The sequence below is a fragment of the Billgrantia sp. Q4P2 genome (genome assembly GCF_052806135.1).
In genome coordinates this window covers 510426-534211 of the sequence record NZ_JBRBAI010000002.1, presented here as the reverse complement: position 1 = coordinate 534211, position 23786 = coordinate 510426, and the positions used below count along the sequence as shown (strand labels likewise).

At 63.0% G+C, this 23786-nt stretch carries 24 protein-coding genes and 1 rRNA gene; 14 read left to right on the top strand and 11 right to left on the bottom strand.

Going from position 1 to position 23786, the window contains the following annotated elements; all coding sequences use genetic code 11:
* Together rrf and sugE are read left to right on the top strand one after the other, a co-directional pair.
* Positions 1-110 (top strand): 5S ribosomal RNA (rrf, locus tag ACUY1T_RS05360); the annotation flags it as partial.
* Positions 111-251: 141 nt separating this feature from the next.
* Positions 252-566 carry a quaternary ammonium compound efflux SMR transporter SugE gene (sugE, locus tag ACUY1T_RS05355; protein ID WP_446020734.1) on the top strand — a complete coding sequence of 105 codons (315 nt, stop codon included), beginning with the start codon at positions 252-254 and terminating at the stop codon, positions 564-566.
* Positions 567-674: 108 nt separating this feature from the next.
* On the opposite strand, the gene gdhA is transcribed toward sugE, so the two are convergent.
* Positions 675-2027 carry an NADP-specific glutamate dehydrogenase gene (gene gdhA / locus ACUY1T_RS05350; protein WP_446020732.1) on the bottom strand — a complete coding sequence of 451 codons (1353 nt, stop codon included), beginning with the start codon at positions 2025-2027 and terminating at the stop codon, positions 675-677.
* A gap of 247 nt (positions 2028-2274) precedes the next feature.
* Between gdhA and rlmM the strand changes: the two genes are divergently transcribed.
* Entirely contained in the window at positions 2275-3360 is a 1086-nt protein-coding gene (gene rlmM / locus ACUY1T_RS05345) for a 23S rRNA (cytidine(2498)-2'-O)-methyltransferase RlmM (RefSeq protein WP_446020730.1), read from the top strand.
* 41 nt (positions 3361-3401) lie between these two features.
* Here the strand turns inward: rlmM and ACUY1T_RS05340 are convergent, their stop codons facing one another.
* Positions 3402-3689: an antibiotic biosynthesis monooxygenase family protein gene (locus ACUY1T_RS05340; protein WP_446020728.1), complete on the bottom strand. Its 288-nt coding sequence runs from the start codon at positions 3687-3689 to the stop codon at positions 3402-3404.
* Between the two features lie 29 nt (positions 3690-3718).
* Between ACUY1T_RS05340 and tusA the strand changes: the two genes are divergently transcribed.
* Positions 3719-3976, top strand: a complete 258-nt coding sequence (gene tusA, locus ACUY1T_RS05335) for a sulfurtransferase TusA (protein WP_446020726.1) — start codon at positions 3719-3721, stop codon at positions 3974-3976.
* Between the two features lie 34 nt (positions 3977-4010).
* Here tusA and ACUY1T_RS05330 read toward each other — a convergent pair whose 3' ends face one another.
* The 3 genes from ACUY1T_RS05330 to ACUY1T_RS05320 all read right to left on the bottom strand — a co-directional run bounded on the left by ACUY1T_RS05330 (position 4011) and on the right by ACUY1T_RS05320 (position 7328).
* The gene (locus ACUY1T_RS05330; protein WP_446020724.1) at positions 4011-4724 is read right to left on the bottom strand and encodes a hypothetical protein; all 714 of its coding nucleotides are present in this window, start codon (positions 4722-4724) and stop codon (positions 4011-4013) included.
* Positions 4725-4858: 134 nt separating this feature from the next.
* On the bottom strand, positions 4859-5908 hold the full coding sequence (locus ACUY1T_RS05325) for a DUF3080 family protein (protein WP_446020722.1): 1050 nt from the start codon (positions 5906-5908) through the stop codon (positions 4859-4861).
* Positions 5880-7328 (bottom strand): MATE family efflux transporter, encoded by a 1449-nt coding sequence (locus ACUY1T_RS05320; protein WP_446020720.1) that lies wholly within the window; start codon positions 7326-7328, stop codon positions 5880-5882. The genes ACUY1T_RS05325 and ACUY1T_RS05320 overlap by 29 nt, the downstream gene beginning before the upstream one ends.
* A gap of 133 nt (positions 7329-7461) precedes the next feature.
* Here ACUY1T_RS05320 and ACUY1T_RS05315 point away from each other — a divergent pair, with 133 nt between their 5' ends.
* A complete protein-coding gene (locus ACUY1T_RS05315; protein ID WP_446020718.1) occupies positions 7462-8043 on the top strand; it encodes an elongation factor P hydroxylase in 582 nt (193 codons plus the stop codon).
* On the opposite strand, the gene ACUY1T_RS05310 is transcribed toward ACUY1T_RS05315, so the two are convergent.
* Positions 8001-8852 carry a LysR family transcriptional regulator gene (locus ACUY1T_RS05310; protein ID WP_446020716.1) on the bottom strand — a complete coding sequence of 284 codons (852 nt, stop codon included), beginning with the start codon at positions 8850-8852 and terminating at the stop codon, positions 8001-8003. The genes ACUY1T_RS05315 and ACUY1T_RS05310 overlap by 43 nt on opposite strands.
* A gap of 99 nt (positions 8853-8951) precedes the next feature.
* Here ACUY1T_RS05310 and ACUY1T_RS05305 point away from each other — a divergent pair, with 99 nt between their 5' ends.
* Positions 8952-11168 carry a thiamine pyrophosphate-dependent enzyme gene (locus ACUY1T_RS05305; protein WP_446020714.1) on the top strand — a complete coding sequence of 739 codons (2217 nt, stop codon included), beginning with the start codon at positions 8952-8954 and terminating at the stop codon, positions 11166-11168.
* Entirely contained in the window at positions 11165-12253 is a 1089-nt protein-coding gene (locus tag ACUY1T_RS05300; RefSeq protein WP_446020712.1) for an ACP S-malonyltransferase, read from the top strand. Before ACUY1T_RS05305 ends, ACUY1T_RS05300 begins: the two co-directional genes overlap by 4 nt.
* Here ACUY1T_RS05300 and ACUY1T_RS05295 read toward each other — a convergent pair.
* Both ACUY1T_RS05295 and ACUY1T_RS05290 read right to left on the bottom strand, forming a co-directional pair.
* Positions 12239-12715: a hypothetical protein gene (locus ACUY1T_RS05295; protein ID WP_446020710.1), complete on the bottom strand. Its 477-nt coding sequence runs from the start codon at positions 12713-12715 to the stop codon at positions 12239-12241. The genes ACUY1T_RS05300 and ACUY1T_RS05295 overlap by 15 nt on opposite strands.
* 1 nt (position 12716) lies before the next feature.
* Positions 12717-13610, bottom strand: a complete 894-nt coding sequence (locus ACUY1T_RS05290; protein WP_446020709.1) for a TatD family hydrolase — start codon at positions 13608-13610, stop codon at positions 12717-12719.
* Between the two features lie 100 nt (positions 13611-13710).
* On the opposite strand from ACUY1T_RS05290, the gene ACUY1T_RS05285 reads away from it, so the two are divergent.
* Entirely contained in the window at positions 13711-15633 is a 1923-nt protein-coding gene (locus ACUY1T_RS05285; RefSeq protein ID WP_446020707.1) for an ATP-binding cassette domain-containing protein, read from the top strand.
* A gap of 84 nt (positions 15634-15717) precedes the next feature.
* Here the strand turns inward: ACUY1T_RS05285 and ACUY1T_RS05280 are convergent, their stop codons facing one another.
* Positions 15718-16170 (bottom strand): universal stress protein, encoded by a 453-nt coding sequence (locus ACUY1T_RS05280; protein WP_446020706.1) that lies wholly within the window; start codon positions 16168-16170, stop codon positions 15718-15720.
* Positions 16171-16273: 103 nt separating this feature from the next.
* Here ACUY1T_RS05280 and ACUY1T_RS05275 point away from each other — a divergent pair, with 103 nt between their 5' ends.
* On the top strand, positions 16274-16810 hold the full coding sequence (locus tag ACUY1T_RS05275) for a preprotein translocase subunit YajC (RefSeq protein WP_446020704.1): 537 nt from the start codon (positions 16274-16276) through the stop codon (positions 16808-16810).
* Positions 16811-16813: 3 nt separating this feature from the next.
* Here ACUY1T_RS05275 and slyA read toward each other — a convergent pair whose 3' ends face one another.
* Complete coding sequence (gene slyA, locus ACUY1T_RS05270; protein ID WP_446020703.1) at positions 16814-17257, bottom strand: transcriptional regulator SlyA; 444 nt, start codon at positions 17255-17257, stop codon at positions 16814-16816.
* 359 nt (positions 17258-17616) lie between these two features.
* On the opposite strand from slyA, the gene fadB reads away from it, so the two are divergent.
* From fadB to ACUY1T_RS05255, 3 genes are all read left to right on the top strand, one after another.
* On the top strand, positions 17617-19794 hold the full coding sequence (gene fadB / locus ACUY1T_RS05265; RefSeq protein WP_446020701.1) for a fatty acid oxidation complex subunit alpha FadB: 2178 nt from the start codon (positions 17617-17619) through the stop codon (positions 19792-19794).
* Between the two features lie 28 nt (positions 19795-19822).
* Positions 19823-21001: an acetyl-CoA C-acyltransferase FadA gene (gene fadA, locus ACUY1T_RS05260; RefSeq protein ID WP_446020699.1), complete on the top strand. Its 1179-nt coding sequence runs from the start codon at positions 19823-19825 to the stop codon at positions 20999-21001.
* A gap of 80 nt (positions 21002-21081) precedes the next feature.
* Positions 21082-21330, top strand: a complete 249-nt coding sequence (locus ACUY1T_RS05255; protein ID WP_446020697.1) for a CCGSCS motif protein — start codon at positions 21082-21084, stop codon at positions 21328-21330.
* Positions 21331-21421: 91 nt separating this feature from the next.
* Here ACUY1T_RS05255 and ACUY1T_RS05250 read toward each other — a convergent pair whose 3' ends face one another.
* Positions 21422-21883: a flavodoxin family protein gene (locus ACUY1T_RS05250; RefSeq protein WP_446020695.1), complete on the bottom strand. Its 462-nt coding sequence runs from the start codon at positions 21881-21883 to the stop codon at positions 21422-21424.
* 75 nt (positions 21884-21958) lie between these two features.
* On the opposite strand from ACUY1T_RS05250, the gene ACUY1T_RS05245 reads away from it, so the two are divergent.
* On the top strand, positions 21959-22435 hold the full coding sequence (locus ACUY1T_RS05245; RefSeq protein WP_446020694.1) for a YbhB/YbcL family Raf kinase inhibitor-like protein: 477 nt from the start codon (positions 21959-21961) through the stop codon (positions 22433-22435).
* Between the two features lie 388 nt (positions 22436-22823).
* Positions 22824-23735, top strand: coding sequence for an ectoine hydroxylase (gene thpD / locus ACUY1T_RS05240; RefSeq protein ID WP_446020692.1), 912 nt, complete (start codon positions 22824-22826; stop codon positions 23733-23735).
* The last annotated feature ends 51 nt before the right edge of the window (positions 23736-23786 follow it).

Genomic DNA, 23786 nt, shown 5'->3' with positions numbered 1-23786 from the left:
GACCATAGCGAGTGGGAACCACCTGATCCCATGCCGAACTCAGCAGTGAAACCGCTCAGCGCCGATGGTAGTGTGGGGCCTCCCCATGCGAGAGTAGGTCATCGTCAGGCACTTCTTCAGAAACCCAGCTTCGAAAGAGGCTGGGTTTCGTCGTTTGGGGGCGAAAAGACTCCCCCTGATCGCCAGCGGGACGACCCGATGGCGCGCTGCCAATCCGGGGACGCCCTCGGACCATCAAGAAGGAAATCTCAATGGCCTGGTTGTTGTTGGTCATCGCTGGCCTTCTCGAAGTGGGTTGGGCGCTCGGGCTCAAGGCGTCCCAAGGCTTCACGCGACCTTTGCCCAGTGCACTGACCGTCATCGCCATGGTGGCCAGCTTTTATCTGCTGGCACAGGCAATGAAAGTGCTACCTGTAGGCACCGCGTATGCCATCTGGGTAGGGATAGGAGCAGTGGGTACGGTACTGCTGGGTATCCTGATCTATGGTGACAGCGCTTCGCCGTTACGCTTGCTCAGTCTGGTGCTGATTCTTGCAGGCCTGGTGGGTCTGAAGCTGGCTGCGTAGAAGATTATGACCTGGCAGATAGCCCGTGTATGACACAAAGCCCCGGCCAAAGGCTGGGGCTTTTCCGTCTTGCTGCTGCCGGGAAGCGGGCGGCTCGTCAGAAGGGGTTTAGACGACACCCTGGTCGATCATGGCATCGGCTACCTTGCGGAAGCCGGCGATATTCGCGCCGAGCACCAGGTTGGCGGGGGCGTCGAACTCCGCAGCGGTGCTGGCACACTGCTGGTGGATATCTGCCATGATCGCCTGCAGCTTGGTGTCGACCTTCTCCAGGGTCCACTGCTGCATACTGCTGTTCTGTGCCATCTCCAGCTGGCTGGTGGCCACGCCTCCAGCGTTGGCAGCCTTGCCCGGGCCATAGGCGATTCTGGCTTCCAGGAAGCGATCGACGGCCGTCGCGGTGGAGGACATGTTGGAGCCCTCGCTGATGCAGTGCACGCCGTTGCCGAGCAGAGCGACGGCGTCAGCCTCGGTCACTTCGTTCTGGGTGGCGCTGGGGAAGGCCACGTCGCCCTTGATGCGCCATACCGCATGGCCATCGCTGGGGTAGTCCTGGGCGTCGATATACTCTGCCTCGGGGTGATGCTCGACATATTCTCGCAGCGAGCTGCGCTTGACCTCCTTGAGCAGCTTGAGCGTGTCGAGATCGATGCCCTGCTCGTGATAGATCGTGCCCCGTGAGTCGGAGCAGGTGACCGGGCGGGCGCCGAGCTGGTAGAGCTTCTCGATGGTATAGATGGCCACGTTGCCGGCGCCCGATACCAGGCAGGTCTTGCCCAGGATGCTGTCGCCACGTGCCTCGAGCATGTTCTGAGCGAAATAGACGGCACCGTAGCCGGTAGCTTCCTTGCGACCAAGCGAGCCGCCCCAGTTCAGGCCCTTGCCGGTGAAGACGCCTTCATAGCGGCCTGTGAGCCGCTTGTACTGACCGTACATGTAGCCTATCTCCCTGGCCCCCACTCCGATATCACCGGCGGGAACGTCGGTGGTCGGGCCAATATGGCGGTACAGCTCGTTCATGAATGACTGGCAGAAGCGCATGATCTCGCCGTCGGACTTGTCCTTCGGGTCGAAGTTGGAGCCACCCTTGCCGCCGCCGATCGGGAGTCCGGTCAAGGCATTCTTGAAGATTTGCTCGAAGCCCAGGAACTTGATGATGCTGGCGTTGACACTGGGGTGAAAACGCAGGCCGCCCTTGTACGGCCCCAGCGCCGAGTTGAACTGGATGCGGTAGCCCTTGTTGACCTGCACCTTGCCGGCATCGTCGACCCAACTGACCCGGAACATGATCTGGCGCTCGGGCTCGACGATGCGCTCGATGATGCTGTGCCGATGGTAGCGCGGCACCGTTTCGAGCAGAGGGCGAAGACACTCGAGGACTTCCTCCGCAGCCTGATAGAACTCGCTCTGGGCCGGGCTGCTCTTTCTGAGTCCCTCGAGAGTATCGTGTACGTAGGTCATGTGAGCGTCCTAATGAGGAAAGATGGGCTCACTATAATTCAGTGCACCATTATGCAGCAATCGCATAGGCTATGTTTGGATTAGACATTGATATGAGTCGAAATCGCTTTTAAAAGCCCATTTCTTGTGCACCAACATGGTTCATTAGGGAGATTTAAAAAACGATGTGTAAACGATGTTGGGGCAGCCGACATCTGCGGTCAGGGCTGGTACCATGCGAGCCAACGAATTCCGTGAGAGAAGCCCGATGTCCCGCTTGGCAAAGCATGTGGTGCCCAATCAAATGCTCTTCTACTGTCGTCCTGGCTTCGAGCCCGATGTGGCTTCCGAGGTGACGCATGAGATCGGGCAGCTGGGTTGGCACGGCCGAGTGGAGTATTCGCCTCAGGAAGGGTTCGTGCGCTTCGTCGTGGATGACGAGCGGCCGGCCAACGAGTTGCACCGGGAGTTGCGCTTCGACCGGCTCATCTTTGCGCGGCAGAGCCTGGTGGCGTTGCCGCCGCTTTCTCTGGCTCGGGATGACAGGCTCTCGTCCATCGTGGAGCAGGTCGTGTCCAGTGGTTGGAGCTTCGATTCGATCTGGCAAGAAACGCCCGATACCAACGACGGTAAAGCCTTGGCGGGATTGATCAAGGCGTTGACGCGTCCGCTCGAGTCGGGGTTGCGTAAGCGTGGCGCTTTACGCCGCAAGGCTGCCGGGCGTCGTCTGCATCTATACTGGACCGATGGCGATCGCGTGCAGTTGGGCATGAGCTTTCCCGGCAATCGCAGCGAGTTACCGGGTGGTATCCGACGGTTGCGGTTTCCCCAGGCAGCGCCAAGCCGTTCGACGCTGAAACTGGAAGAAGCCTGGCACGAGTTCGTGCCACGGGAGGAGTGGGATGTCCGGCTCGGAGAGGGTATGCAGGCCGCCGATCTCGGCGCCGCACCTGGTGGTTGGACATGGCAGTTGGTTAGTCGCGGCATGCATGTATTTGCCATCGACAATGGCCCAATGAACGGCGACCTGATGGCGACAGGAATGGTCGAGCACCTGCGAGAGGATGGCTTCGTCTGGGAGCCGCCCTATCGCCTGGATTGGTTGGTGTGCGATATCGTCGACAAGCCTGCACGCGTGACGGCGATGGTTCAGCGTTGGCTGGTCCGGCGCTGGTGTCGCGAAGCGGTTTTCAATCTGAAGCTGCCGATGAAGCGACGCTGGGAAGAGGTCGCCCGCTGCCTAGCCCTGCTGGAGGAGGTACTACAGGATGCCGGCGTTCGCGCCGAGCTGCGCTGCCGGCACCTGTATCACGATCGAGAAGAGGTCACGGTGCATGTCCGGCTGCGGGACTGATAGTGCCGGCAAAATGCTGACGTCGTGTTTCTCACGGTACCTCAGAAAGAAGGTTCGTAGATGCGAATAGTCTCCTCCTCTGTCAGCAGCGGCAGAATGCGTTGCATCGCGCGCGAACGCTCCTCGCTGGTATACCACTCATTCCAGGCGCGCAGGTCACGCCACTTCACGATCATCAGGCGTCGGTCGCTGTGGCCACGTTCGACCAGAGTTTCGCCCCCAACGAAGCCCCTGGCGCCGATAGAGTGGCGCATGGCTTCGCGTGCGGCCTCCTCGTATTCCTCCTCCAGGCCAGGCATGATACGACGTTCGATTATGATCTTGATCATCCAGCAATTCCCCACACCGAGGTTGATCGATGACGAATGCCGCCGACTCGCAGCCCGACTTCGACTTTCAGGTCGAGCTGGACACGACCGGTCTCTATTGCCCGGAACCCATCATGCTCATGCACAACAAGGTGCGCGACATGAGCACTGGCGAAATCCTGAAGGTAGTCGCCACGGATCCGGCTACCGTCCGTGACGTGCCCAAGTTCTGCAGCTTCCTGGGCCATGAGCTGCTTTCCCAGCAGGAGTCGGACGGACGCTATCTCTACTTTATCCGTTTAGGCTGATGGACTGCCAGCCCGGCGGGTCGGCGCCATGCACTCAGTCGCCGACGCCCTGCACGGAGCGGGGCACGACCATCAGGGCCAAGGCCTCGAGTGTGCTTGGGTCCTGCTCGCGGATTCGGTTGGCGATGCTGCGCTGGAAGAAGTAGACCATTCGGTGCCGGCTGCGGCCCGGATAGAGACAGGCATCGCTGAGCAGGATCGGCGTCGATTCGACGAGGGACTCGTCAGCCAGGAGCGCTTCCACGTTGCCGTCGCTGTAGAGGCGCCAGCCGAACACCTGCTTGAGCTGCCAGGGGCGGCTGTCGTCGTCGATGCATAGGGCGTGGGTGCCCAAGGAGTCGGGAATCTGCTGGATGAGGGTGATTTCGCGGGTTTCTTCGTAGTCGAAATAGGCGGCGGCATGTTCCAGCTCGCAGGCCTTGTGTGGCGGGGGAGACTCCAGTAGTTCCTCGGTTTCGGGGTCGCGATAGCCGACGAAGCAGCCATGCTCGGCGTCGTCGAGCTGGTGGCAGGGCGTCAACGTTTCCATCCAAGGCACCAGGCCGACCACATCGCCATCTTCGCGCAGCCCCCAGGCGAGGACGGGCATGCCGTAGAGGGAGTCCGGCTCCGAGGCCAGGCTGTAGACCATCTCGAGACCGTCGAGCTCGGGGGAGAGGCGTACCAGGCGGCGCTTGGCCTGGAGCTTCTGGCGGATCGTTTCCAGGTCGATGACCCGGGCAGGGCGGGGTGACAGTGACATACCCATGTTTCTCCCTCCAGATTCTGCATGGGCCGAGCGGAAAGGTCACGGCTGCGGCAAGGCTGACGGGATCGACTCCTACCTACTGGGATCACCAATATCACAGAGTTGCCATGCAAGTTAAGCCTGGCGAGCCTTTTTCATGAACAGCGCTCGATGAGGGCCTGCCAGTGCCGATGGTGCTCGCCGTTTGCCTGGCGCAAGGCGGGCAGAGGGGCGTCGGGATTTTCCAGCGAGAGCCAGCGCTCTCGGTAAGCGTTGATCGCTTCGGGAGGGGGGAGGTGGCCCTCGAGCAGTCGGTCGATCTCTGTCAGCCAGCGGGTGGCCAGCGCTTCGAGTCGTTCCAGCCAATCGAAGGCCTGCATGGCGGTCAGGCGTTGGTGCAGTTCGTCGGGGGCTGCGGAGAGCTTCCTGCAGGTGTCATCGGCGGCAAGGCTGTTGGCCAATAGCCCCGTTGCTTCGTCCAGCCGCTGCTCGGCGAGCAGCAGGGCGCGTAGCAGTTCGGCCGTCAACGGGCGGCTGCGCAACGCCTTGAGATGGCTCTCCAGCGTGGCCGACTCATGACTCCATTCCGGATTGAACTGGTTGAGCGTGGCTTCGCGCAGCCAGGCCAAGGCCTCAAGCTGGGCCTCGATGCCACGGGTTTCGCTGGGCGCCAGAGGCGAGCTTGCACGGGAGAAGCTACGTACCCACTCCTCGGAATCGAACAGACTGTTCCAACTGACTCGCGGTAACTGCTCGGTTTTGGTGTGCGTAAGCTGTTCGAGTCGCTCGCGGTTGGCCTCGGTGAGAGCCTGCGGCACTTCGCTGTGCCAGCAGGCATGGAGGCGGCGCCAGAGTTCGAGTTCATAGATCCATTGCTGGCTTGGGGGGGCTACGCGCCCGAGCTGGTTATTTCGGGCGGCGACCAGCGAAGTGATACGGCATTCACGCAGGGCATAGACATTGAGTATGCCCTCGCGAGTTTCGGTGATTTCGTAGAGACGTTCATCGCGGTCGGGAAAGGCCCCGATGTTGGGTGGGTCGGCTCTTTGCGGTGCCGGTTGGCCCAAGGCCTCAGCCAGTGCCTGCTGGTAAGCTACCAGCCTGGTCTCGCCTTCGCCGTTGCCATCACAGCCAGTCAGCAGGAGCAACAGCAACAGCGCAAGACATGGCTTGATCTCAAGTCTGAGGGATGTCCAACCTGCCATTCGCGACTCCCTTGGTCTTGCGCCGCAAACGTTCGCCAAGCAGGACTGCTGCCACGGTGAGCCCGGCGATCAGGCCGATCCAGTAGCCATGTACGCCCAGTGGTTCGGACCAGCCGGCTACTCCGCGGGTGCCCAGCCAATGGCCTCCGGCCAGGCCCACCGCCCAGTAGGCGAACAGGGTGATGAGCATGATGATGCGAGTGTCCTTGTAGCCCCTCAGGGCACCTGCCAGGTTGACCTGAAGCGAATCGGATATCTGATAAAGCATTGCCAACAGGATCAGCGACAGGGCCAGGCGCTGGACTGCCGTATCGTGAGTATAGAGAGCCATGACCGGCTCTGCCGTGAACCACAGCAGAGCGCTGTTGAACAGCGCAATCAATACCGAGACCAGCACCCCGTTCCAGGCCACCAAGCGGGCGAGTTCGGCCTTGCCCTTCCCCAGGGTATTGCCAACCCTGACGGTCAGCGCCATGCTCAATGCCAGAGGTAGCATGAACAGGATCGAGGTGTAGTTCAGGGCGACCTGATGCGCCGCCACCGTGACCTCCCCCAGGCTGGCGATGAACAGCGAAATCAAGGTGAACAGCGTTACCTCGACGAAGATCGCCACGCCGATGGGCACCCCCACGTACAGTAGCTCCCCGATCAGGCGCCAGCGCGGCGGCGTGGGTGAATGCCACAGGGTGACGCTGCCGTAAGCACGTGAGCGATGGGTATAGGCAGCCATGGCCAGGCACATCACCCACATGGAGAGCGCGGTGGCGATGCCGCAACCCAGTGCGCCCAGGGCCGGCAATTCCTGCAGCCAGGCCGGCAGCCAGTCTCCGAAAAGCCCCGTGAGCCCATCGCCCCCGTAGATCAGCACGAAGTTGCTGGGGACGTTCACGGCGAGGCCTATCAGGCTGATCCACAGCGAGGGGCGAGTATGGTTCATGCCGTCGGAGAAGGCGCGCAGGGCCTGGAACAGGGCGATCCCCGGCATGCCGAAGGCAACGGCGGAGAGATAGGCGGCCGAGCGGCGGGCGACCTCATGGGGTACGTCCATCAGGCGGAAGATCGGTGTCACCGTCAGCCACAGCAGCACTGCCGCCACCAGGCCGAGAGCCAGAGCCACCCAGAGCGCCTGGTGCACGTTGGGGCGAATGCGCTCGTTGGCGCCGGCCCCAAGCAGGTGGGCAACGATCGGTGTCAGCCCCATCAGCGTGCCGGTCATGAACAGCATCAGCGGCAGCCACAGGCTGGAACCCACGGAGACGGCTGCCAGGTCGGTGGCGCTGACCCGGCCCGTCATCATTATGTCAGTGACGCTCATGCCGGCCTGGGCCAGTTGGGCGCCACAAATCGGCAGGGTGAGACGTATCAGAGGCCGCGTCTCCGTGCGGCTGACTCTCAGCAGGTCGGTGAAAAACGTTGCCAAGGGGGTTGCTCCGTGCGTATCGAGACCCGGCTATGCACCAGGGAAACGGAATATGTTAGCAACATCCGCTGAATTTCGCTGCGTCATCGACTCACTTATACTGGCCGGCCAATCTGCCATGTATGGAGGATCCGTGACCCATCGTCTCGAGGACGTGATCGCCCTGTTCGACGGTCTCTTCCAGCAGCGCTTCGATACTCGCTTGGTGCGCGGTGGCGACGAACCGCTCTATCTGCCCGCCGATGAGGAGAGCCCCTGGCATCGGGTGATCTTTGCGCGGGGCTTCTATGCCAGCGCGCTGCACGAGATCAGTCACTGGTGCATCGCCGGCAAGGCGCGACGGCAGCTTGAGGACTATGGCTACTGGTACCTTCCCGACGGGCGAAACGCCGAACAGCAGCGCCGCTTCGAGCAGGCCGAGGTTTCGCCCCAGGCGCTGGAAATGCTCTTCTCCCGCGCCTGTGGGCTGGGTTTTCATGTCAGCGTCGACAACCTGGGTGGCGAGGAGGTCGACCGCGAGGCCTTCCAGGGGCGTGTCGCAGCCCGGGCGGCCCGCTACGAGCAGGAGGGGATGCCGCCCAGGGCGGAAACCTTCCGTACCGCCCTGACGGCTTTCTATCGGCATGGCCTGACGCTTGAAGAAGCCGTGGCCGCTGGCCTGCGCACGCTCGATCAGGCCTGTCCTTCGGAATCCCATACCTGCCTGCCGAGCTGAAGCAGCGGCTGCAGGGCCGGCATCGACTGGCGTGCCGGGTAGGCCACACCCACGGTCTGGTGGATATCGAGATTTTCAAGCAGCCGGCACTGCACGTCCGGGTTCGCGAGGATCTCCGGCCAGGCCGGCACCAGCGAGGCGCCGACCCCGGCCGCTACCAACCCCAGGGTATATTCAATGGTGCGCAGGCGTGCCCTGACCTGGCAGCGCACGCCGGCATCGCTCAGCGCCGCGGCCAGTTGCTCCATGGCGGTGCAGGGATGGCGCCAGATGAACGGAAGGCCGTCGAGCTCGGCCAGCGCCACCGTGTCCTTGAGACCCAGCGGATGCCCACTAGGCAGTGCGAGACGGTAGCTGTCGTGCCAGATCGGCTGGAAGGCCTCGCCTGACGACAGGTCCTGTGCGCCTATGATGCGTGCGTCGCAGCGCTCCTCCGGGTTGACCAGGGTCAGCGCCAGGTTGTCGCCCTGGCCGATATACTCCTTGAGCAGCGCCGTCATGCGGTTGGCACCCAGCGAGCGCATCAGCCCAAGACGAACCGGTGTCGCGGGAGCCGGGGTGCGAAACAGCCGACCGATGGCGTTGAGGTCCTCACTGACCTGACGCGCCAGAGGATAGAGCCGGTGCCCCTCCTCGGTAGGCGTGATCCCGCGCCGGTGGCGCTCGAACAACGGCGTACCCAGCCGCTCCTCCAACTGCACCAACGAGGTCGAGATCGACGGCTGCGCAACGTGACAGCGTCGGGCAGCGGCACTGATCGAGCCACTCTCGTAGGCGGCAATGAAGTAACGCAGGCTTCGCACATCCATAAGCTATGCCTATATCTGGGGGAGGATATCGATATTATCTCTTTGTCTGTCTGGCGCGCTAGGCTGTAAGGCAACCCACGGCAGCTCTCGGAGTCCAACGTGCTCGAACCCTTACCCCAGGAGCAGCGCTTTTTCGCCGCGCTGCGCAGCGGTGACTGGCCCGCACCGGAACGGGCATGGCAGCTAGACGAGGTCGGTCTAACCCCGGCCGCACTGGCCGAACTGTTCGAAACCCAGCTAATGAGCCGGCATCTCGATCTTCACGCACGCCGCTTGCAGGCGAGGGGCGAGGCCTTCTACACCATCGGCAGCGCCGGCCACGAGGGCAACGCCGCCATCGCGCGCGTCTTTCGTCCTACCGATCCCGCCTTCCTGCACTACCGCGACGCCGCCTTCCTGCTCCAGCGCAGCCGCGGTGTACCGGGACAAACGCCGCTGTGGGACCTGCTATTGAGCTTTGCCGCCTCGGCGGACGACCCCATCTCCGGTGGCCGGCACAAGGTGCTGGGTTCCAAGGCGCTGCACATTCCGCCCCAGACCAGCACCATCGCCTCGCACCTGCCCAAGGCCATGGGGGCGAGCTACAGCCTCGGCCTGTGGCGGCGACTCGGCGGCGGTGGCGAATGGCCTGCCGACAGCGTGGTGGTCTGCAGCTTCGGCGATGCCTCGTTCAACCACTCCACCGCTCAGGGGGCGCTCAACGCTGCCGGCTGGGCGGCCTACCAGGGCGCACCGATGCCGCTGGTGATGGTGTGCGAGGACAATGGCATCGGCATCTCCACGCCCACGCCGGACGGCTGGATCGAGGCCAGCATGCGCTCGCGCCCCGGTTTTCACTACCTCGCCTGCGATGGCCTCGACCTGCTCGATACCTGGCGCGCCGCCTGCGAGGCAGAGCGCCTCGCCCGGTGCTGCAAGCAGCCGGTCTTTTTGCACATGCGCTGCGTAAGGCTATACGGGCATGCCGGTTCGGATGCCCAGCAGGCCTATCTGGCGCCGGCGCGGATCAAGGCCGACGAGGCGCGCGACCCGCTGCTGGTTACGGCCGGGCTGCTGCAGCATCACGGCGTGCTCGATGCCGTGGCCATCGAGCGGCTTTATCGCTCGGTCGCCGAGCGCGTGGCGTACGTCGCCGAGGAGGCGATACGGCGGCCCAAGCTCGAAACGGCCGGACAGGTCATGGCGAGCATCGTGCCGCCGTCCAGGCCGGGCCGTGCACGTCCCTGGCAGGACGAAGTCGACTCGACACCGGCGCCCATGGCCAAGCTGCTCAACCAGGCGCTGACGCGCCTGATGACGCGCTATCCACATTTGGTGATGGCCGGGGAGGACATCGGCCGCAAGGGCGGCGTCTACGGTGTTACCCAGCGCCTGCAGGCCCAGTTCGGGCCGCACCGGGTGATCGACACCTTGCTCGACGAGCAGAGCATTCTCGGGCTGGGCATCGGGATGGGGCAGAACGGCCTGGTACCGATTCTGGAGATCCAGTTCCTTGCCTACCTGCACAACGCCGAGGATCAACTGCGTGGCGAGGCGGCCACGCTCAGCTTCTTCTCCAACGGCCAGTACACCAATCCCATGGTGGTGCGTATCGCCGGGCTCGGTTACCAGAAAGGCTTCGGCGGGCACTTTCACAACGACAACGCTCTTGCCGTGCTGCGTGACATTCCCGGATTGCTGGTGGCCTGCCCATCGAATGCCGCCGACGCTGTGGGCTTGCTGCAAGAGGCCGTGCGGCTGGCCGACGAGGAGCAGCGGGTAGTTGTGGTGATCGAGCCGATCGCGCTCTACCACACCCGCGACCTGCTCGAGGAGGGCGACCAGCAGTGGTGCTTTGCCGACCCGGGGCCGGAACATTGCCTGGCCATGGGCGAGCTTGGCCAGTGGGGGGAGGGACGTGATCTCGCTATCGTCACCTACGGCAACGGTGTTCATCTGTCGCGTCAGGCCGCAGCAAAGCTGGAAGCCGAAGGCGTGGCGCTGCGCATCGTAGATCTGCGCTGGCTGACCGCCATCGACCATGACGCCGTGCATCGCCTGGTCGCTGACTGCGCTCAGGTACTGGTCGTCGACGAGTGCCGGCGCAGTGGCTCGCTGAGCGAAGAGCTGATCACCGCTCTGGTGGAGCGCGGTATGCCCAGTGACAGGCTGCACCGGTTGACCGCCGAGGACAGCTTCATTCCGCTGGGGCGGGCGGCAACCGTTACGTTGCCTTCAGTGGCCGGTATCGTCGAGCAGGCGCGTGGTTTGGTGGGCCGAAAAGAAAAAGGGCACCCGTCATTGGGGAAGACAGCGGCAAGGAGCAGTGAGGCATGAGTGAGACCCGCAACGATTTCCGATCCTCGACGGCTCGCGAACGCCTCCTGATCGTCTGCCCCGGCCGTGGCACCTACAATACCGCCGAGTGGGGTACGCTGAATCGCCTGGCGGGCGGTAGCGACTGGCTGAAACGCTTCGATGCCATGCGCCGCGAGGCCGGCATGCCTACGCTCTCCGAGCTGGATGGCGAGACGGCTTTCCGCCAGAGCCTGCACGGACGAGGCGAACACGCCTCGCCGCTGATCTACGCCTGTGCCTGGGCAGACCTGCTGGCCATCGATCGCGAGCGATATGAGGTGGTGGCGGTGACCGGCAACTCCATGGGCTGGTACATCGCCCTGGCAGCGGCCGGCGCCCTGGGGCCGGACGAGGCGCTCCACCTGATCGGTACCATGGGCTTGCGCATGCAGGAGACCCTGGCTGGCGGGCAGGTCATCTATCCCTGGGTCGACGAGGCGTGGCGGCCCGACTGGGAGCAGCGTCGGGAGCTGCTGGGGCTGATCGAGCGCATTCACGGCCGGGAGGGTACCGAGCTGTACCTTTCGATCGACCTGGGCGGCATGCTGGTCTTCGGTGGCAACGAGGCGGGACTGGCGCGTCTGATCGAGGCGTTGCCGCCGCGCGAGCGCTTTCCGCTGCGGTTGCATCAGCACGCCGCTTTCCATACGCCGCTGCAGGAGGGGGTAAAGCGTGAAGCGCGCCGTGAGCTGGCGAGCCTGCCGCTGCGCGCACCCGAGGTGCCGATGATCGATGGTCGCGGTCATGTCTGGACACCCTGGAGCAGCGATCCCGAGCAGCTATGGGACTACACCCTAGGCGAACAGTTGGTGGCCCCCTACGACTTCACCGCAGCGGTGAGAGTCGGTATACGCGAATTCGCGCCGGATCGCATCGTGATCCCCGGACCTGGCGCGACCTTGGGCGGCGCCACCGCCCAGGCGTTGATTCAGCTCGGCTGGAAGGGGCTGGACGACAAGGCCACCTTCCAGCGGCGTCAGGCCGAGGAGCCGCAGTTGATCTGCATGGGCATTCCCGAGCAGCGTGAGTGGCTGTTGGCATGCCAGGAGTCACGCTTCTCCTAGGCGTTCGTGCAGGCGCAGCATCACCTCGACCTCGTGCTCGGGCCGCAGCGGCTCGAGCCCCATCTCGCCGAACAGCTCGTTGCGCGCACGGCTCCACTCACCTGCTGACAGGCCGGGGTAGAGGGTGTCGGCCGGGGCCAGCTCGACGAAGGGATCGATGCCATAGGTGTCGAAGAGTCGCGCCAGCGCAGCTTCGTCGCCGCTGATGCCGGCGGTAAACAGAGTGGCGTTGAAGTGGTCGCTCTCAAGTTCCCGGATCACGTCCAGGGGGCTTGCGCCGAAGCTGTGCAGCTCCTCCAGACTATAGCCGTTGAGTTCATTGAACTCGTCGTCGAGCCAGTCGTCGTCGGGCTGGATCAAGGTGTGCTTGATGCGACCATCGGACAGTACCCAGGCAATGGCCAAAGGCAGATCGCTGTCGTCGCCGGTCTCAACGGCGATGAATCCGGGTATGTCAGCCATTTCACGACTCCTGTTGGGCACGGCCAATAACCTGAGCATCGCTTGCCTTGGGCAGGCGAAAGAAGCGTCTAGCGGTATCACTGGTGGCGCGGGCCAGCTCGGCCTCGTCGCTGCCTCGCCAGTGAGCAATCTCACGCACGATCCAAGGCAGTAGCGATGGCTCGTTGCGCCTGCCCTTGAGTTTGGCAGGTAAATCGCGTGGTAGCAGGTAGGGGCAGTCGGTTTCCACCATCAGGCGCTCGAGCGGAATGTCCTTCACCAGCTCGCGCAGGTGATGTCCGCGGCGCTCGTCGCAAATCCATCCCGTCAGTCCGATGTGCAGGTCCAGGTCGAGATAGCCGTGGAGGGTATCACGGTCGGCGGTGAAGCAGTGGATCACCGCATCACTGATATCGTCGCGCCAGCTGTGCAGTATCTCGCGCATGCGCTGGCCTGCGTCGCGTTCGTGAATGAACAACGGCTTGCCGCTCTCCACCGCCAGGCCCAACTGGGCCTCGAAGGCCTGCTCCTGGGCGCTGGGCGTGGAGAAGTTACGGTTGAAATCGAGGCCGCACTCGCCCACGGCCACCACTCCGGGGCGATGATGGAGTTCACGCATGGCCGCGGCCAGCGGGGCGTCCCAGCGGCTGGCATCGTGAGGATGTACGCCAGCGGTGGCGTACAAGCCCGGGCAGCGCTGTGCCAGCTCCACGGCCTGTTCGGCATGGGCGCGGTCGGTGCCGGTCACGATCAGGGTCGTGACGTTGGCGGCCCGCGCGCGATGCAGCACGGCCTCGAGGTCGCGGTCGAAGCTGTCATGGGTCAGGTTGGCGCCGATATCCACCAGGGGGGCGGGCGAGCGAAAGCGCAGCGCCTCTGGCAGAAAGTCGTCGAAGTTGGCGTCGGGGTCGACCAAGGGGGCGCTCCTTTGCAGATACACGAGGCATTGTAACCAAAGCCACGGTGAGCCAGCCATGCGTTACACTAGCCGCCTTGATGAATGAAGAGGTGAGCGTGTGACCCTGCTACGTCTGGAAAGCTTGCAACTGGCCTACGGTACCCATGTGCTGCTCGACGGTGCCGATCTGGTGCTGGAGAAGGGGGAGCGCCTGGCGCTGGTCGGGCGCAACGGCACCGGCAAATCGACCCTGCTCAAGCTGGTGGCCGGCGAAATCCTGCCCGACGACGGCAGCATCTGGCGCGCTCCGGGATTGAAGATCGGCGTGCTGGAGCAGGACCTGCCTTCCGCCACGGGCGAGACCATCTTCGACGTGGTGGCCCAGGGCTTGCCACAGGCCGGTGAGCTGCTGGCGGAGTATCATCACCTGGTGCAATCCGCCGAGCCCGACATGAAGCGCATGGCGACCCTGCAGGGACGCCTCGAAGCCATCGATGGCTGGTCATTCGAGCAGCGCATCGATGTCGTGCTGACGCGCCTGGGGCTACCTGCCGATGATCTGATGAGTTCGCTCTCGGGCGGCTGGCGACGGCGCGTGGCGCTGGCCCGGGCGCTGGTCGCCGAGCCCGACCTGCTTCTGCTCGACGAGCCGACCAACCACCTGGATCTCGACACCATCGCCTGGCTGGAGGAACAACTGCTCGACTTCAACGGTGCGGTACTGTTCATCACCCACGACCGTGCCTTTCTGTCGAAGCTTGCAACGGCGATTCTCGAGCTCGATCGGGGCCGTCTGGGGCGCTACCCGGGTGACTACGCCGCGTATCAGCAGCAGAAGGCGCATGAACTGGAGATCGAAGCGCGTGAGAACGCCGAGTTCGACAAGAAACTGGCCCAGGAAGAGGCCTGGATTCGCCAGGGCATCAAGGCACGACGCACCCGTAACGAAGGCCGGGTGCGGGCGCTGGAACAACTGCGCCGCGAGCGTAGCCAGCGGCGCGAGGTGCAGGGGCGGGCGAGCTTCGGCGTGGACAGGGGGGAGCGCAGCGGCAAGCGCGTGGTCGAACTCGTTGGCGTGACCCACCGCTTCGGCGATGAGACCATCATTCGCGACCTCGACCTCGAGATCCAGCGCGGCGACCGTATCGGCCTGATCGGGCGCAACGGTGCCGGCAAGACCACGCTACTCAAGATCCTGCTCGGCGAACTCGAGCCCAGCGAGGGCACGGTAAGGCTGGGCACCAATATCAAGGTGGCCTACTTCGACCAGCTACGGGCTGGCCTCGAGCCGGAGAAGAGCGTCTACGACAACGTTGCCCAGGGCAGCGACAGGGTCACCGTGGGCGGCAAGGACAAGCACGTCATCAGCTACCTGCAGGACTTCCTGTTCACCCCCGAGCGGGCGCGGCAGCCGGTCAAGGCGCTCTCCGGCGGTGAGTCCAATCGCCTGCTGCTGGCGCGGCTGTTCACCCAGCCGGCCAACGTGCTGGTGCTCGACGAGCCGACCAACGACCTCGACGTCGAGACGCTGGAGTTGCTCGAGGAACTGCTGCTCGACTTCGACGGGACCCTGCTGCTGGTCTCCCACGACCGTGCCTTCATGGACAACGTGGTGACCGGCGTGTTGGCCTTCGAGGGCAACGGTGTAGTTCGCGAATACGTGGGTGGCTACAGCGACTGGGTACGGCAGGGGGGCACCTTGCCGCCGGCACCATGGGAAGGAGCCGCCCGCCAGCAGGTGGAGCCCACCGCCAAGCCTGAAGCACCGGTCAAGTTAGCGTCATCGGTAGCGTCGACGGCGAAAAAGCCCGCCAAGCTCTCCTACAAGCTGCAACGTGAGCTCGATGCGCTACCGGCCGTAATCGAAAGGCTGGAAGTCGAGGTGGCTGAGTTCGAGGCTAGGGTCGGCGATCCCGCCTTCTACCAGCAGGAAGCGGGAGTGGTGTCCGAGACATTGCAGGCCATGGGCGACAAGCAGGCGGAACTCGACGCCGCCATGGAGCGGTGGATGGAGTTGGAGGCTCTTGCTTCCGGGGAGTGATCGAGCAGATCGAGGCATTGCTAGGAGTCGTTGCGCTTCCCACGTCCCTGTGGGTTCGAGCGCAACTGGCGCTCAGTGATTCCTTTACTCGGCGCTTTCACCCTTCTTGCCCACCCGCACGGCCAGCACGTCGCACTGGGCGCCGTGCAGCACGCCGGTGGAAGTGGAGCCGAGCAGCAGGGCGAAGCCGTGCCGGCCATGGGAGCCGACTACGATCAGGTCGACGCCATTCTCTGCGGCGAAGCGATGGATCTCGGTGTCGGGCATGCCCACCAGCACGTGCTGGTTCTCCTTGGCCACGTGAGAGTCGGCAATCTCGGCAAGGCGCTGCTTGGCATGCTCGTCCAACTGGTCCTGGATGCTGGTGAGGTCCATGGGGATATCGCCGCCATAGGCGAAGCCCAGCGGCTCCAGTGTATGCATGATCGACAGCTTGGCCTGATTGCGTTCGGCGATCTGCAAGGCGCGTTCGAGCACCTTGTGGGAGTCCTTGGTCAGGTCGACGGCGACCAGGATATGACGGTATTCATTGCTCATGGCAGGGCTCCTGCTTAGCGGCACGATATGATCAATATGCCTTCACTCTAGGACGGCTGATGAATCAAGACAACGACTTGCGTCAAGAATCAGGAGAAACCGGATGGTCTGGCTAGTCATTCTTGCGGCGTTGCTGCTGATGATTTCACCGGTGATGTGGCTCAAGCCCAGCCCTCGGCAACGACGCATCGTGCCGCTGCGCAATGCGGCGGCAAAGGCGGGGGTCAAGGTGCTACTGGAGAAGCCTCCACTGCATGGGGCCAGCACCGCCATGCCGGGCTATCGTTGGACCTATCCGAACGATGCTCCCGGACCTCGTTTCCTGCTGGTGCGTGCCAGCGAGGCCAGCGACGTGCTCAAGCCCAGCGTGGCCGACTGGCGTTGGCGGATCGAGCCTCTCCGGCCTTTGCCAGAGCTTGCCAACGAGCCGCTCGAGGCTTTGCTGACACGCCTGCCCCAGGATGCACTGGTCCTCGAGTCCAACGAGTTCGCCATCACCCTGTGGTGGTGGGAGTCGCAGACGGCAGAGCGCTTCCTCACCTACGCCGAGGACTTTCGGCGGCTGCGTGACGCCCTGGCCGGCCATGCCGATCATCGCGGGGCCAAACCCGCCTTCGGCGAAGGTGCAGCACGCGACTGACGCTCAGCCATCGCTTTCCTTGGCCTGGATCGCCAGACCATTGTTTTCGATGTGCTCCAGCAGGGCGTCGAGCTGATGGATATCCGCGTCGCTGAGCCCTGCCAGCATCTCACGCCTTGCCTGGGTCACTACCTCATCGATCTGCTCGAGCAGCGGATCCGCCGCTGCGGTCAGGAAAACTCGCTTGGTACGCCGATCCTGCTCGCAGGGGCAGCGTTCGATCAGCCCCTGTTCCGAGAGCTGGTCGAGCGTGCGTACCAGGGAAGGTGCCTCCACGCCGATCGCCCGTGCCAGGTCGCACTGGGGCTGTCCATCGCCGAGCCGCCAGAGGTGATACAGCGTGATCCAGCGTGTCTGCGTCAAGCCTAGCGGAGCGAGGCGCCGATCGATGATGGCACGCCACAGGCGAGGCAGGCGGGACAGTCGGAAGCCGATGTTCTGATGCATGGGACTCCGCTTACATCGTTGAATTTGTCGAATTGTCCGGACCCCTTGCGTGTAATGCAACTTGTCTCGTCACGTAACGACTATCGATGCTTCGATTATCGCGCTAATCGATAGGTTCCCCTTCCTCTTGAAACGCGTGTGGCCAGCCCGATAAGCCCCGACAGACGCTGTCGAACGGACTAGGCTGTCAGCCAGTTACCTACTTTTGGATGGTTTCGTCCTGCGTCGGGTATCCGTTGCCGACAAAGCGTTACCTGGGACTTGACGCGCCGCCCGGAGTGCACCAAGCTTTCCGGAATCAAACGGCCGTATGAAATCTGGCACTCCTCCAACGCCAACCTCTGTGTGGAGATTCGTGGATGATCTATCAAGGCAACGCCATCACGGTGGCACGCGGTACCAGGAACGGGGGCGACGACATCGCCATGCTCACCTTCGACCTGAAGGGTGAATCCATCAACAAGCTGTCCAGTGCCGTGGTCGCCGAGCTCGACGATGCCGTCCAGGCGATTCGCGCCGTGAACGGTCTCAAGGGCCTCGTCATCGGCAGCGCCAAGGATGTTTTCATCGTCGGCGCTGACATCACCGAATTCCATGGTCTCTTCGAGAAGGGCGAAGAGTACCTGGTCGAGATGAATCTCAAGGTTCACGAGATCTTCAACGCCATCGAGGACCTGCCGTTCCCTACGGTGACGGCGATCAACGGCCTGGCGCTGGGCGGTGGCTGTGAAGTGACGCTGACCACTGACTTCCGTGTCATGGGTGAGAAGGCCAAGATCGGCCTGCCCGAGACCAAGCTCGGTATCCTGCCCGGTTGGGGCGGCTGCGTGCGCCTGCCGCGCCTGATCGGTGCCGACAACGCCGTGGAGTGGATTGCCGGCGGCAGCGAGAACCGCGCCGATGCCGCACTCAAGGTGGGGGCCGTGGATGCCGTGGTACCGAACGATCAGCTCGAAGCGGCGGCACTCGATATCCTGGCGCGCGCCAATGCAGGCGAACTCGATTACCTGGCGCGCCGCGCCGAGAAGACCAGCCCGCTCAAGCTCAACGCAATCGAGCAGATGATGGCCTTCGAGACTGCCAAGGGTTACGTGGCCGGCAAGGCAGGGCCACACTACCCGGCGCCGATCGAGGCGATCAAGGTGATCCAGAAAGGCGCCGGCGAGGAGCGCGCACGCGCCCAGGCCATCGAGGCCAAGGCCTTCGCCAAGCTGGCGCTGACCGACGTCTGCTACAACCTGGTGGGGCTATTCCTCAACGATCAGGTGGTCAAGAAGAAGGCTGGAAAGTACGAGAAACAGGCCAAGGCGGTGAAGCAGACCGCCGTGCTGGGGGCCGGCATCATGGGCGGCGGCATCGCCTACCAGAGTGCTTCCAAGGGCACGCCGATCCTGATGAAGGATATCAAGGAGGAGGCCATCGAACTGGGCCTCAAGGAGTCGCGCAAGCTGTTCGCCAAGCAGGTGGAGCGCGGCAAGCTCACCACCGAGCAGATGGCAGAGAAGCTGACCCATATTCGGCCGACGCTCTCCTACGGCGACTTCGGCCACGTCGACCTGGTGGTCGAGGCGGTGGTCGAGAACCCCAAGGTCAAGGATGCGGTGCTGACCGAAGTGGAAGGCCAGGTGGGCCAGGATACCATCCTCACCTCCAACACCTCGACCATCTCGATCACGCGCCTGGCGCAGAACCTCAAGCGCCCGGAGAATTTCTGCGGCATGCACTTCTTCAACCCGGTGCATCGCATGCCGCTGGTCGAGGTCATCCGCGGCGAGAAGACCGGCGACGCCGCCGTGGCGGCTACCGTGGCCTACGCTCGCGCCATGGGCAAGACACCCATCGTGGTCAACGACTGCCCCGGTTTCCTGGTCAACCGCGTGCTGTTCCCTTATTTCGGCGGCTTCAGTCTGCTGGTCGAGCAAGGGGCCGACTTCCAGCGTGTCGACAAGGTGATGGAGAAGTTCGGCTGGCCCATGGGGCCCGCCTACCTGCTCGATGTGGTGGGCATGGATACCGCCGTGCACGCCAACGAAGTGATGGCCGAGGGCTTTCCCGACCGCATGGCACGTGACGGCAAGACTGCCATCCAGGTCATGTACGAGAACGAACGTCTGGGCCAGAAGAACGACAAGGGCTTCTATGCCTACGAGGAGGACAAGAAGGGCAAGCCGAAGAAGGTCAGCGACACCAACGCCTATGAGCTGGTCAAGCAGGTCGTCAAGCAGGAGAAGGAATTCTCCGACGAGGACATCGTCGCACGCATGATGGTACCGCTGTGCCTCGAGACGGTGCGCTGCCTGGAAGACGGCATCGTCGACACCCCGGCCGAGGCCGACATGGCGCTGATCTACGGTATCGGCTTCCCGCCATTCCGTGGTGGTGCGCTGCGCTATATCGATGCCATGGGCGTGGCCGAGTTCGTCGAGCTGGCCGATGGTCTGGCCGAGGAGCTGGGGCCGCTTTACGCGCCCACCGACAAGCTGCGTCAGATGGCCCAGTCCGGCGAGCGTTTCTATTCCACCCAGGCCCAGCGCTGAATCCACCACGAGAAGGAGGTGAGTTGATATGAGTTTGAATCCGAGAGACATCGTGGTGGTCGACGGCGTGCGTACCGCCATGGCCAAGGCCAAGAACGGTGCTTTCCGCAACGTGCGGGCGGAGAACCTTTCCGCTGCGGTGATGCAGGCACTGTTCGAACGCAATGCGGGCCTCGACCCGGCCGAAGTCGACGATGTGATCTGGGGCTGCGTCAACCAGACCCTCGAACAGGCGATGAACATTGCGCGCAACGCGGCGATCATGACCGGCATACCGCGTACGGTGCCGGCCCAGACGGTCAACCGCCTGTGTGGTTCCTCGATGACGGCGCTGCACATCGCCGCGGCCAACATCAAGGCCGGCATGGGCGATTTCTATGTCATTGGTGGCGTCGAGCACATGGAGCATGTGCCCATGGCTCACGGGGTCGACGTCAATCCGGCGGCCAGCAAATACGCCGCCAAGGCCGCCATGATGATGGGTCTGACTGCCGAACTGCTGGGCAAGATGCACGGTGTTACCCGTGAGGAGCAGGACAAATTCGGCGTGCGTTCACACCAGCGTGCCCAGGCAGCGCTGGATGGCGGTCGCTTCGACAACGAAATCGTCGGCGTCGAGGGGCACGACGCCAACGGTTTCCGGGTTCGGGTCGACCGTGACGAGGTGATCCGCGCCGATGCCAGCCTCGAGGACATGGCCAAGCTCAAGCCGGTGTTCGACCCGCGTGGTGGCACGGTATCGGCCGGTACCTCCTCGGCGCTTTCGGTGGGCGCCTCGGCCATGGCGATAATGAGCTACGAGCGTGCCCAGGCGCTGGGGCTCGAGCCCATCGCCAGGGTCCTCTCCACCGGTGTGGCGGGCTGCGATGCGTCGATCATGGGCTATGGCCCGGTGCCGGCCTCCAAGAAGGCGCTCAAGACAGCGGGGCTGTCGTCAGAGGACATCCAGACCGTCGAGCTCAACGAAGCCTTCGCCGCCCAGGCGATCCCGGTACTCAAGGACCTCGGTTTCCTGGATGCCATGGATGAGAAGGTCAACCTCAACGGTGGCGCCATTGCCCTAGGGCATCCGCTGGGCTGCTCAGGGTCGCGTATCTGCACCACGCTGCTCAACGTGATGCAGCAGCAGGACACCACCCTGGGGCTCGCCACCATGTGCATTGGCATGGGGCAGGGCGTGGCGACGGTGTTCGAGCGCTTGAAATAAGCCTGAAGCAGGCGTCTGCCTGGCCAGCGGCCTCGCCTTTTCAGGCGGGGCCGTTTTTGTTTGATGCGTTGACGCCCGGAATGTCGAACAATAAGATGCATATGTTTTGCATCTTATTAAATCCACTGCGAGGAGTGTCTCACATGGGACTCAAGAACCTGTTCAAGAGAGACAAGGCGGAAGACAAGCAAGCCGTTCAGGCATTCGAGCCAGGAGCGTCGACGACAGCGGCTGCGGACGCCAGCCCAGGCGAGCCTGCCAGTGCCGAGGCTGCAAAGAAGAAAAGACACGGGGAGCCAGGTGTATGCTGCGGGTCGTGCAGCCACTGATTCGCCTGCGAGCGGTAAGCAACGGTCATGACCATTCGGACATGACCGTTTTTAGAGGAATACCGGATCGTCTCGGCGGTGGGCTGATGTACTACAGCACTCCCGCTTCGAGCCCTGCAGCCAGAAAGAGGCCTAGCTCTTCTACCTGCTCGATGAATTCCTCTTGCCATTCGCCACGCAGAATCAGCGGCTCCTGCACCCAGCGCCAGCGTAGCCCGGTGACGATGCCTTCGACTGCCCGTCGCGTGCCGGTACCGTCGTGACCGGCGCGCACGTAGAGCGCACAGGGCAGGCCCTGTTTCTCCTCCAGTACGGGATAGTAGCTGCGGTCGAAGAAATCCTTCAGTGCACCGCTCATGTAGCCGAGATTCTCGGTGGTTCCCAGCAAAATGGCATCGCAGCTGCGAATGTCCTCGGGGGCGGCGTCGAAAGGGGCCTTGACCACTACCTCGACAGCGTCGATATCGGGATGACGGGCGCCGCGCACGGCGGCATCGCGCAGTCTGCGGGTATTGGGAGAGGGCGCATGGGCCACGATCAGCAGTCGCTTCATGTTTGACAGTCTAACGGCTTTTTCCGACGCTGTTTCGGCACCTTCCCGTTTTCATCAGAACAGGAGGCTCTACGCATGGCCTTTGCACTTTCGAACATGCAGTTGGAAAGCCCTGCCTTCAAGGCGCATGGGGCTATCCCCACCGTACATACGGGTGAGGGCGATGACACCTCGCCGGCACTGAGCTGGAGCGGTGCCCCCGAGGGTGCCAAGGGCTATGCGGTCATCTGCCATGACCCCGATGCCCCCCTCGTCCAGCACGGCAGCTATGGCTTCGTCCACTGGCTACTCTACAACCTGCCGGGTTCCACCACGTCGCTGGTCGAAGGCACGAGCGACGGCACGAGCGGCAAGAACGACTTCGGCAAGCGTGGCTATGCCGGCCCCATGCCGCCGGAAGGTCATGGTGTACACCACTACTACTTCTGGGTGCTGGCGCTCGACAAGCCGACCGATCTGCCCGAAGGACTCGGCCTGGACGAATTGCTCAAGCAGCTCGAGCCTCACCTGCTCGGTATGAACCGTCTGATCGGCACCTATCAGCGCGGCTGACTGTGCGCTAGCGTTCATGGCAGTCAGGGAGGATTGCAATGTTCGAGTGGCTTTTTCGGCACGGGGACGATGTCTCCGTGCTGACCGATATCGGCACGCTGATCGTATGGGTGGTTTATGCCGCGGTACCGTGCGCCCCCCGGCATCGGCGCAGGTTATGCCGGGAGATTCAGCAATTGAACGGTAACAATAATCCGTCGTCGTTGCACTAGCCGAAGTCCGAGTTTCTGCACTGGCAGACCTGCTTTTCCCCACGGTGATTACGGTTACTTTTCTTGGCGCAATAAGCCGATACAAAGTCGCTTTGCATGCGAACGTTTCCAGGTCTAGGTTGAAGGACCACCAATCGGATGATTGGCGTTTCGCTTAGATCAAGGAGGAGCATGCGATGAAAAAGGATGTACAGGATCTGTTCCCTACGCGATTGGAGCGCAAGCTTGGCATGTTCGAGCGTATCGACCCGGTAGTTTTTACCGAAGGGGCAAAGCGCCGCGATGGGCCGCTGAGCGAGGAGCAGGTAAGTGAATATGAGGAGAAGGGTTTTCTATCGTTCGAAGGATTCTTTGATCGCGAGGAGATGGAAGCCTTTATTCAGGAGCTGCGCGACTACGAAGAGGACGATGATCTCAAGCTTTCCGAAGGTACCATCCTCGAGCCTGGGCGCGAGGAGATTCGTTCGATCTTCGGCATCCATGAAATTTCCGAGCGCTTCAGCCGTCTCACGCGCGATCCGCGGCTACTGGCCATGGTCGAACAGCTGCTCGGCAAGGATGTGTATATCCACCAGTCGCGCATTAACTACAAGCCTGGCTTCAAGGGCAAGGGTTTCGACTGGCATTCCGATTTCGAGACCTGGCACAGCGAGGATGGCATGCCGCGCATGCGCTCGCTGAGCTGCTCCATCGTGCTGACCGATAACGGTGAGTTCAATGGACCCCTGATGCTGATCCCTGGCTCGCACAAGCAATTCGTCCCCTGTGTGGGGCGTACGCCGACGGACAACTACAAGGAATCGCTCAAGAGCCAGGACGTAGGCGTGCCCGACAATGCCAGCCTGCGTGAATTGATGCTCAATGGTGATATCGAGGCGCCAAAAGGGCCAGCAGGCACCTTGGTGATGTTCGAATGCAATACCATGCATGGCTCCAACATCAACATGTCCTGCTGGCCGCGCAGCAATCTCTTTTTCGTCTACAACAGCGTCGACAATGGCCTGATGAACCCCTTCTGCGGCAACCGACCACGCCCCGAGTTTCTGGCCAACCGCACGGATTGGCACCCGCTGGAGCCAGTTGGCTGAGGGGTAAGCCCGTTTTGGCGGCTGCTCTGCCAACACCGCCTCAAGGTATGC

Coding starts and splice junctions, on each gene's coding strand:
- ACUY1T_RS05330 (WP_446020724.1), bottom strand. CDS start 4,724: ATGGGTATGTCACTGTCACCCCGCCCTGCCCGGGTCATCGACCTGGAA.
- sugE (WP_446020734.1), top strand. CDS start 252: ATGGCCTGGTTGTTGTTGGTCATCGCTGGCCTTCTCGAAGTGGGTTGG.
- slyA (WP_446020703.1), bottom strand. CDS start 17,257: ATGCATCAGAACATCGGCTTCCGACTGTCCCGCCTGCCTCGCCTGTGG.
- ACUY1T_RS05255 (WP_446020697.1), top strand. CDS start 21,082: ATGTCGAACAATAAGATGCATATGTTTTGCATCTTATTAAATCCACTG.
- ACUY1T_RS05245 (WP_446020694.1), top strand. CDS start 21,959: ATGGCCTTTGCACTTTCGAACATGCAGTTGGAAAGCCCTGCCTTCAAG.
- ACUY1T_RS05325 (WP_446020722.1), bottom strand. CDS start 5,908: ATGGCAGGTTGGACATCCCTCAGACTTGAGATCAAGCCATGTCTTGCG.
- gdhA (WP_446020732.1), bottom strand. CDS start 2,027: ATGACCTACGTACACGATACTCTCGAGGGACTCAGAAAGAGCAGCCCG.
- ACUY1T_RS05275 (WP_446020704.1), top strand. CDS start 16,274: ATGGTCTGGCTAGTCATTCTTGCGGCGTTGCTGCTGATGATTTCACCG.
- ACUY1T_RS05295 (WP_446020710.1), bottom strand. CDS start 12,715: ATGGCTGACATACCCGGATTCATCGCCGTTGAGACCGGCGACGACAGC.
- fadB (WP_446020701.1), top strand. CDS start 17,617: ATGATCTATCAAGGCAACGCCATCACGGTGGCACGCGGTACCAGGAAC.
- ACUY1T_RS05340 (WP_446020728.1), bottom strand. CDS start 3,689: ATGATCAAGATCATAATCGAACGTCGTATCATGCCTGGCCTGGAGGAG.
- thpD (WP_446020692.1), top strand. CDS start 22,824: ATGAAAAAGGATGTACAGGATCTGTTCCCTACGCGATTGGAGCGCAAG.
- rlmM (WP_446020730.1), top strand. CDS start 2,275: ATGTCCCGCTTGGCAAAGCATGTGGTGCCCAATCAAATGCTCTTCTAC.
- tusA (WP_446020726.1), top strand. CDS start 3,719: ATGACGAATGCCGCCGACTCGCAGCCCGACTTCGACTTTCAGGTCGAG.
- fadA (WP_446020699.1), top strand. CDS start 19,823: ATGAGTTTGAATCCGAGAGACATCGTGGTGGTCGACGGCGTGCGTACC.
- ACUY1T_RS05250 (WP_446020695.1), bottom strand. CDS start 21,883: ATGAAGCGACTGCTGATCGTGGCCCATGCGCCCTCTCCCAATACCCGC.
- ACUY1T_RS05300 (WP_446020712.1), top strand. CDS start 11,165: ATGAGTGAGACCCGCAACGATTTCCGATCCTCGACGGCTCGCGAACGC.
- ACUY1T_RS05310 (WP_446020716.1), bottom strand. CDS start 8,852: ATGGATGTGCGAAGCCTGCGTTACTTCATTGCCGCCTACGAGAGTGGC.
- ACUY1T_RS05280 (WP_446020706.1), bottom strand. CDS start 16,170: ATGAGCAATGAATACCGTCATATCCTGGTCGCCGTCGACCTGACCAAG.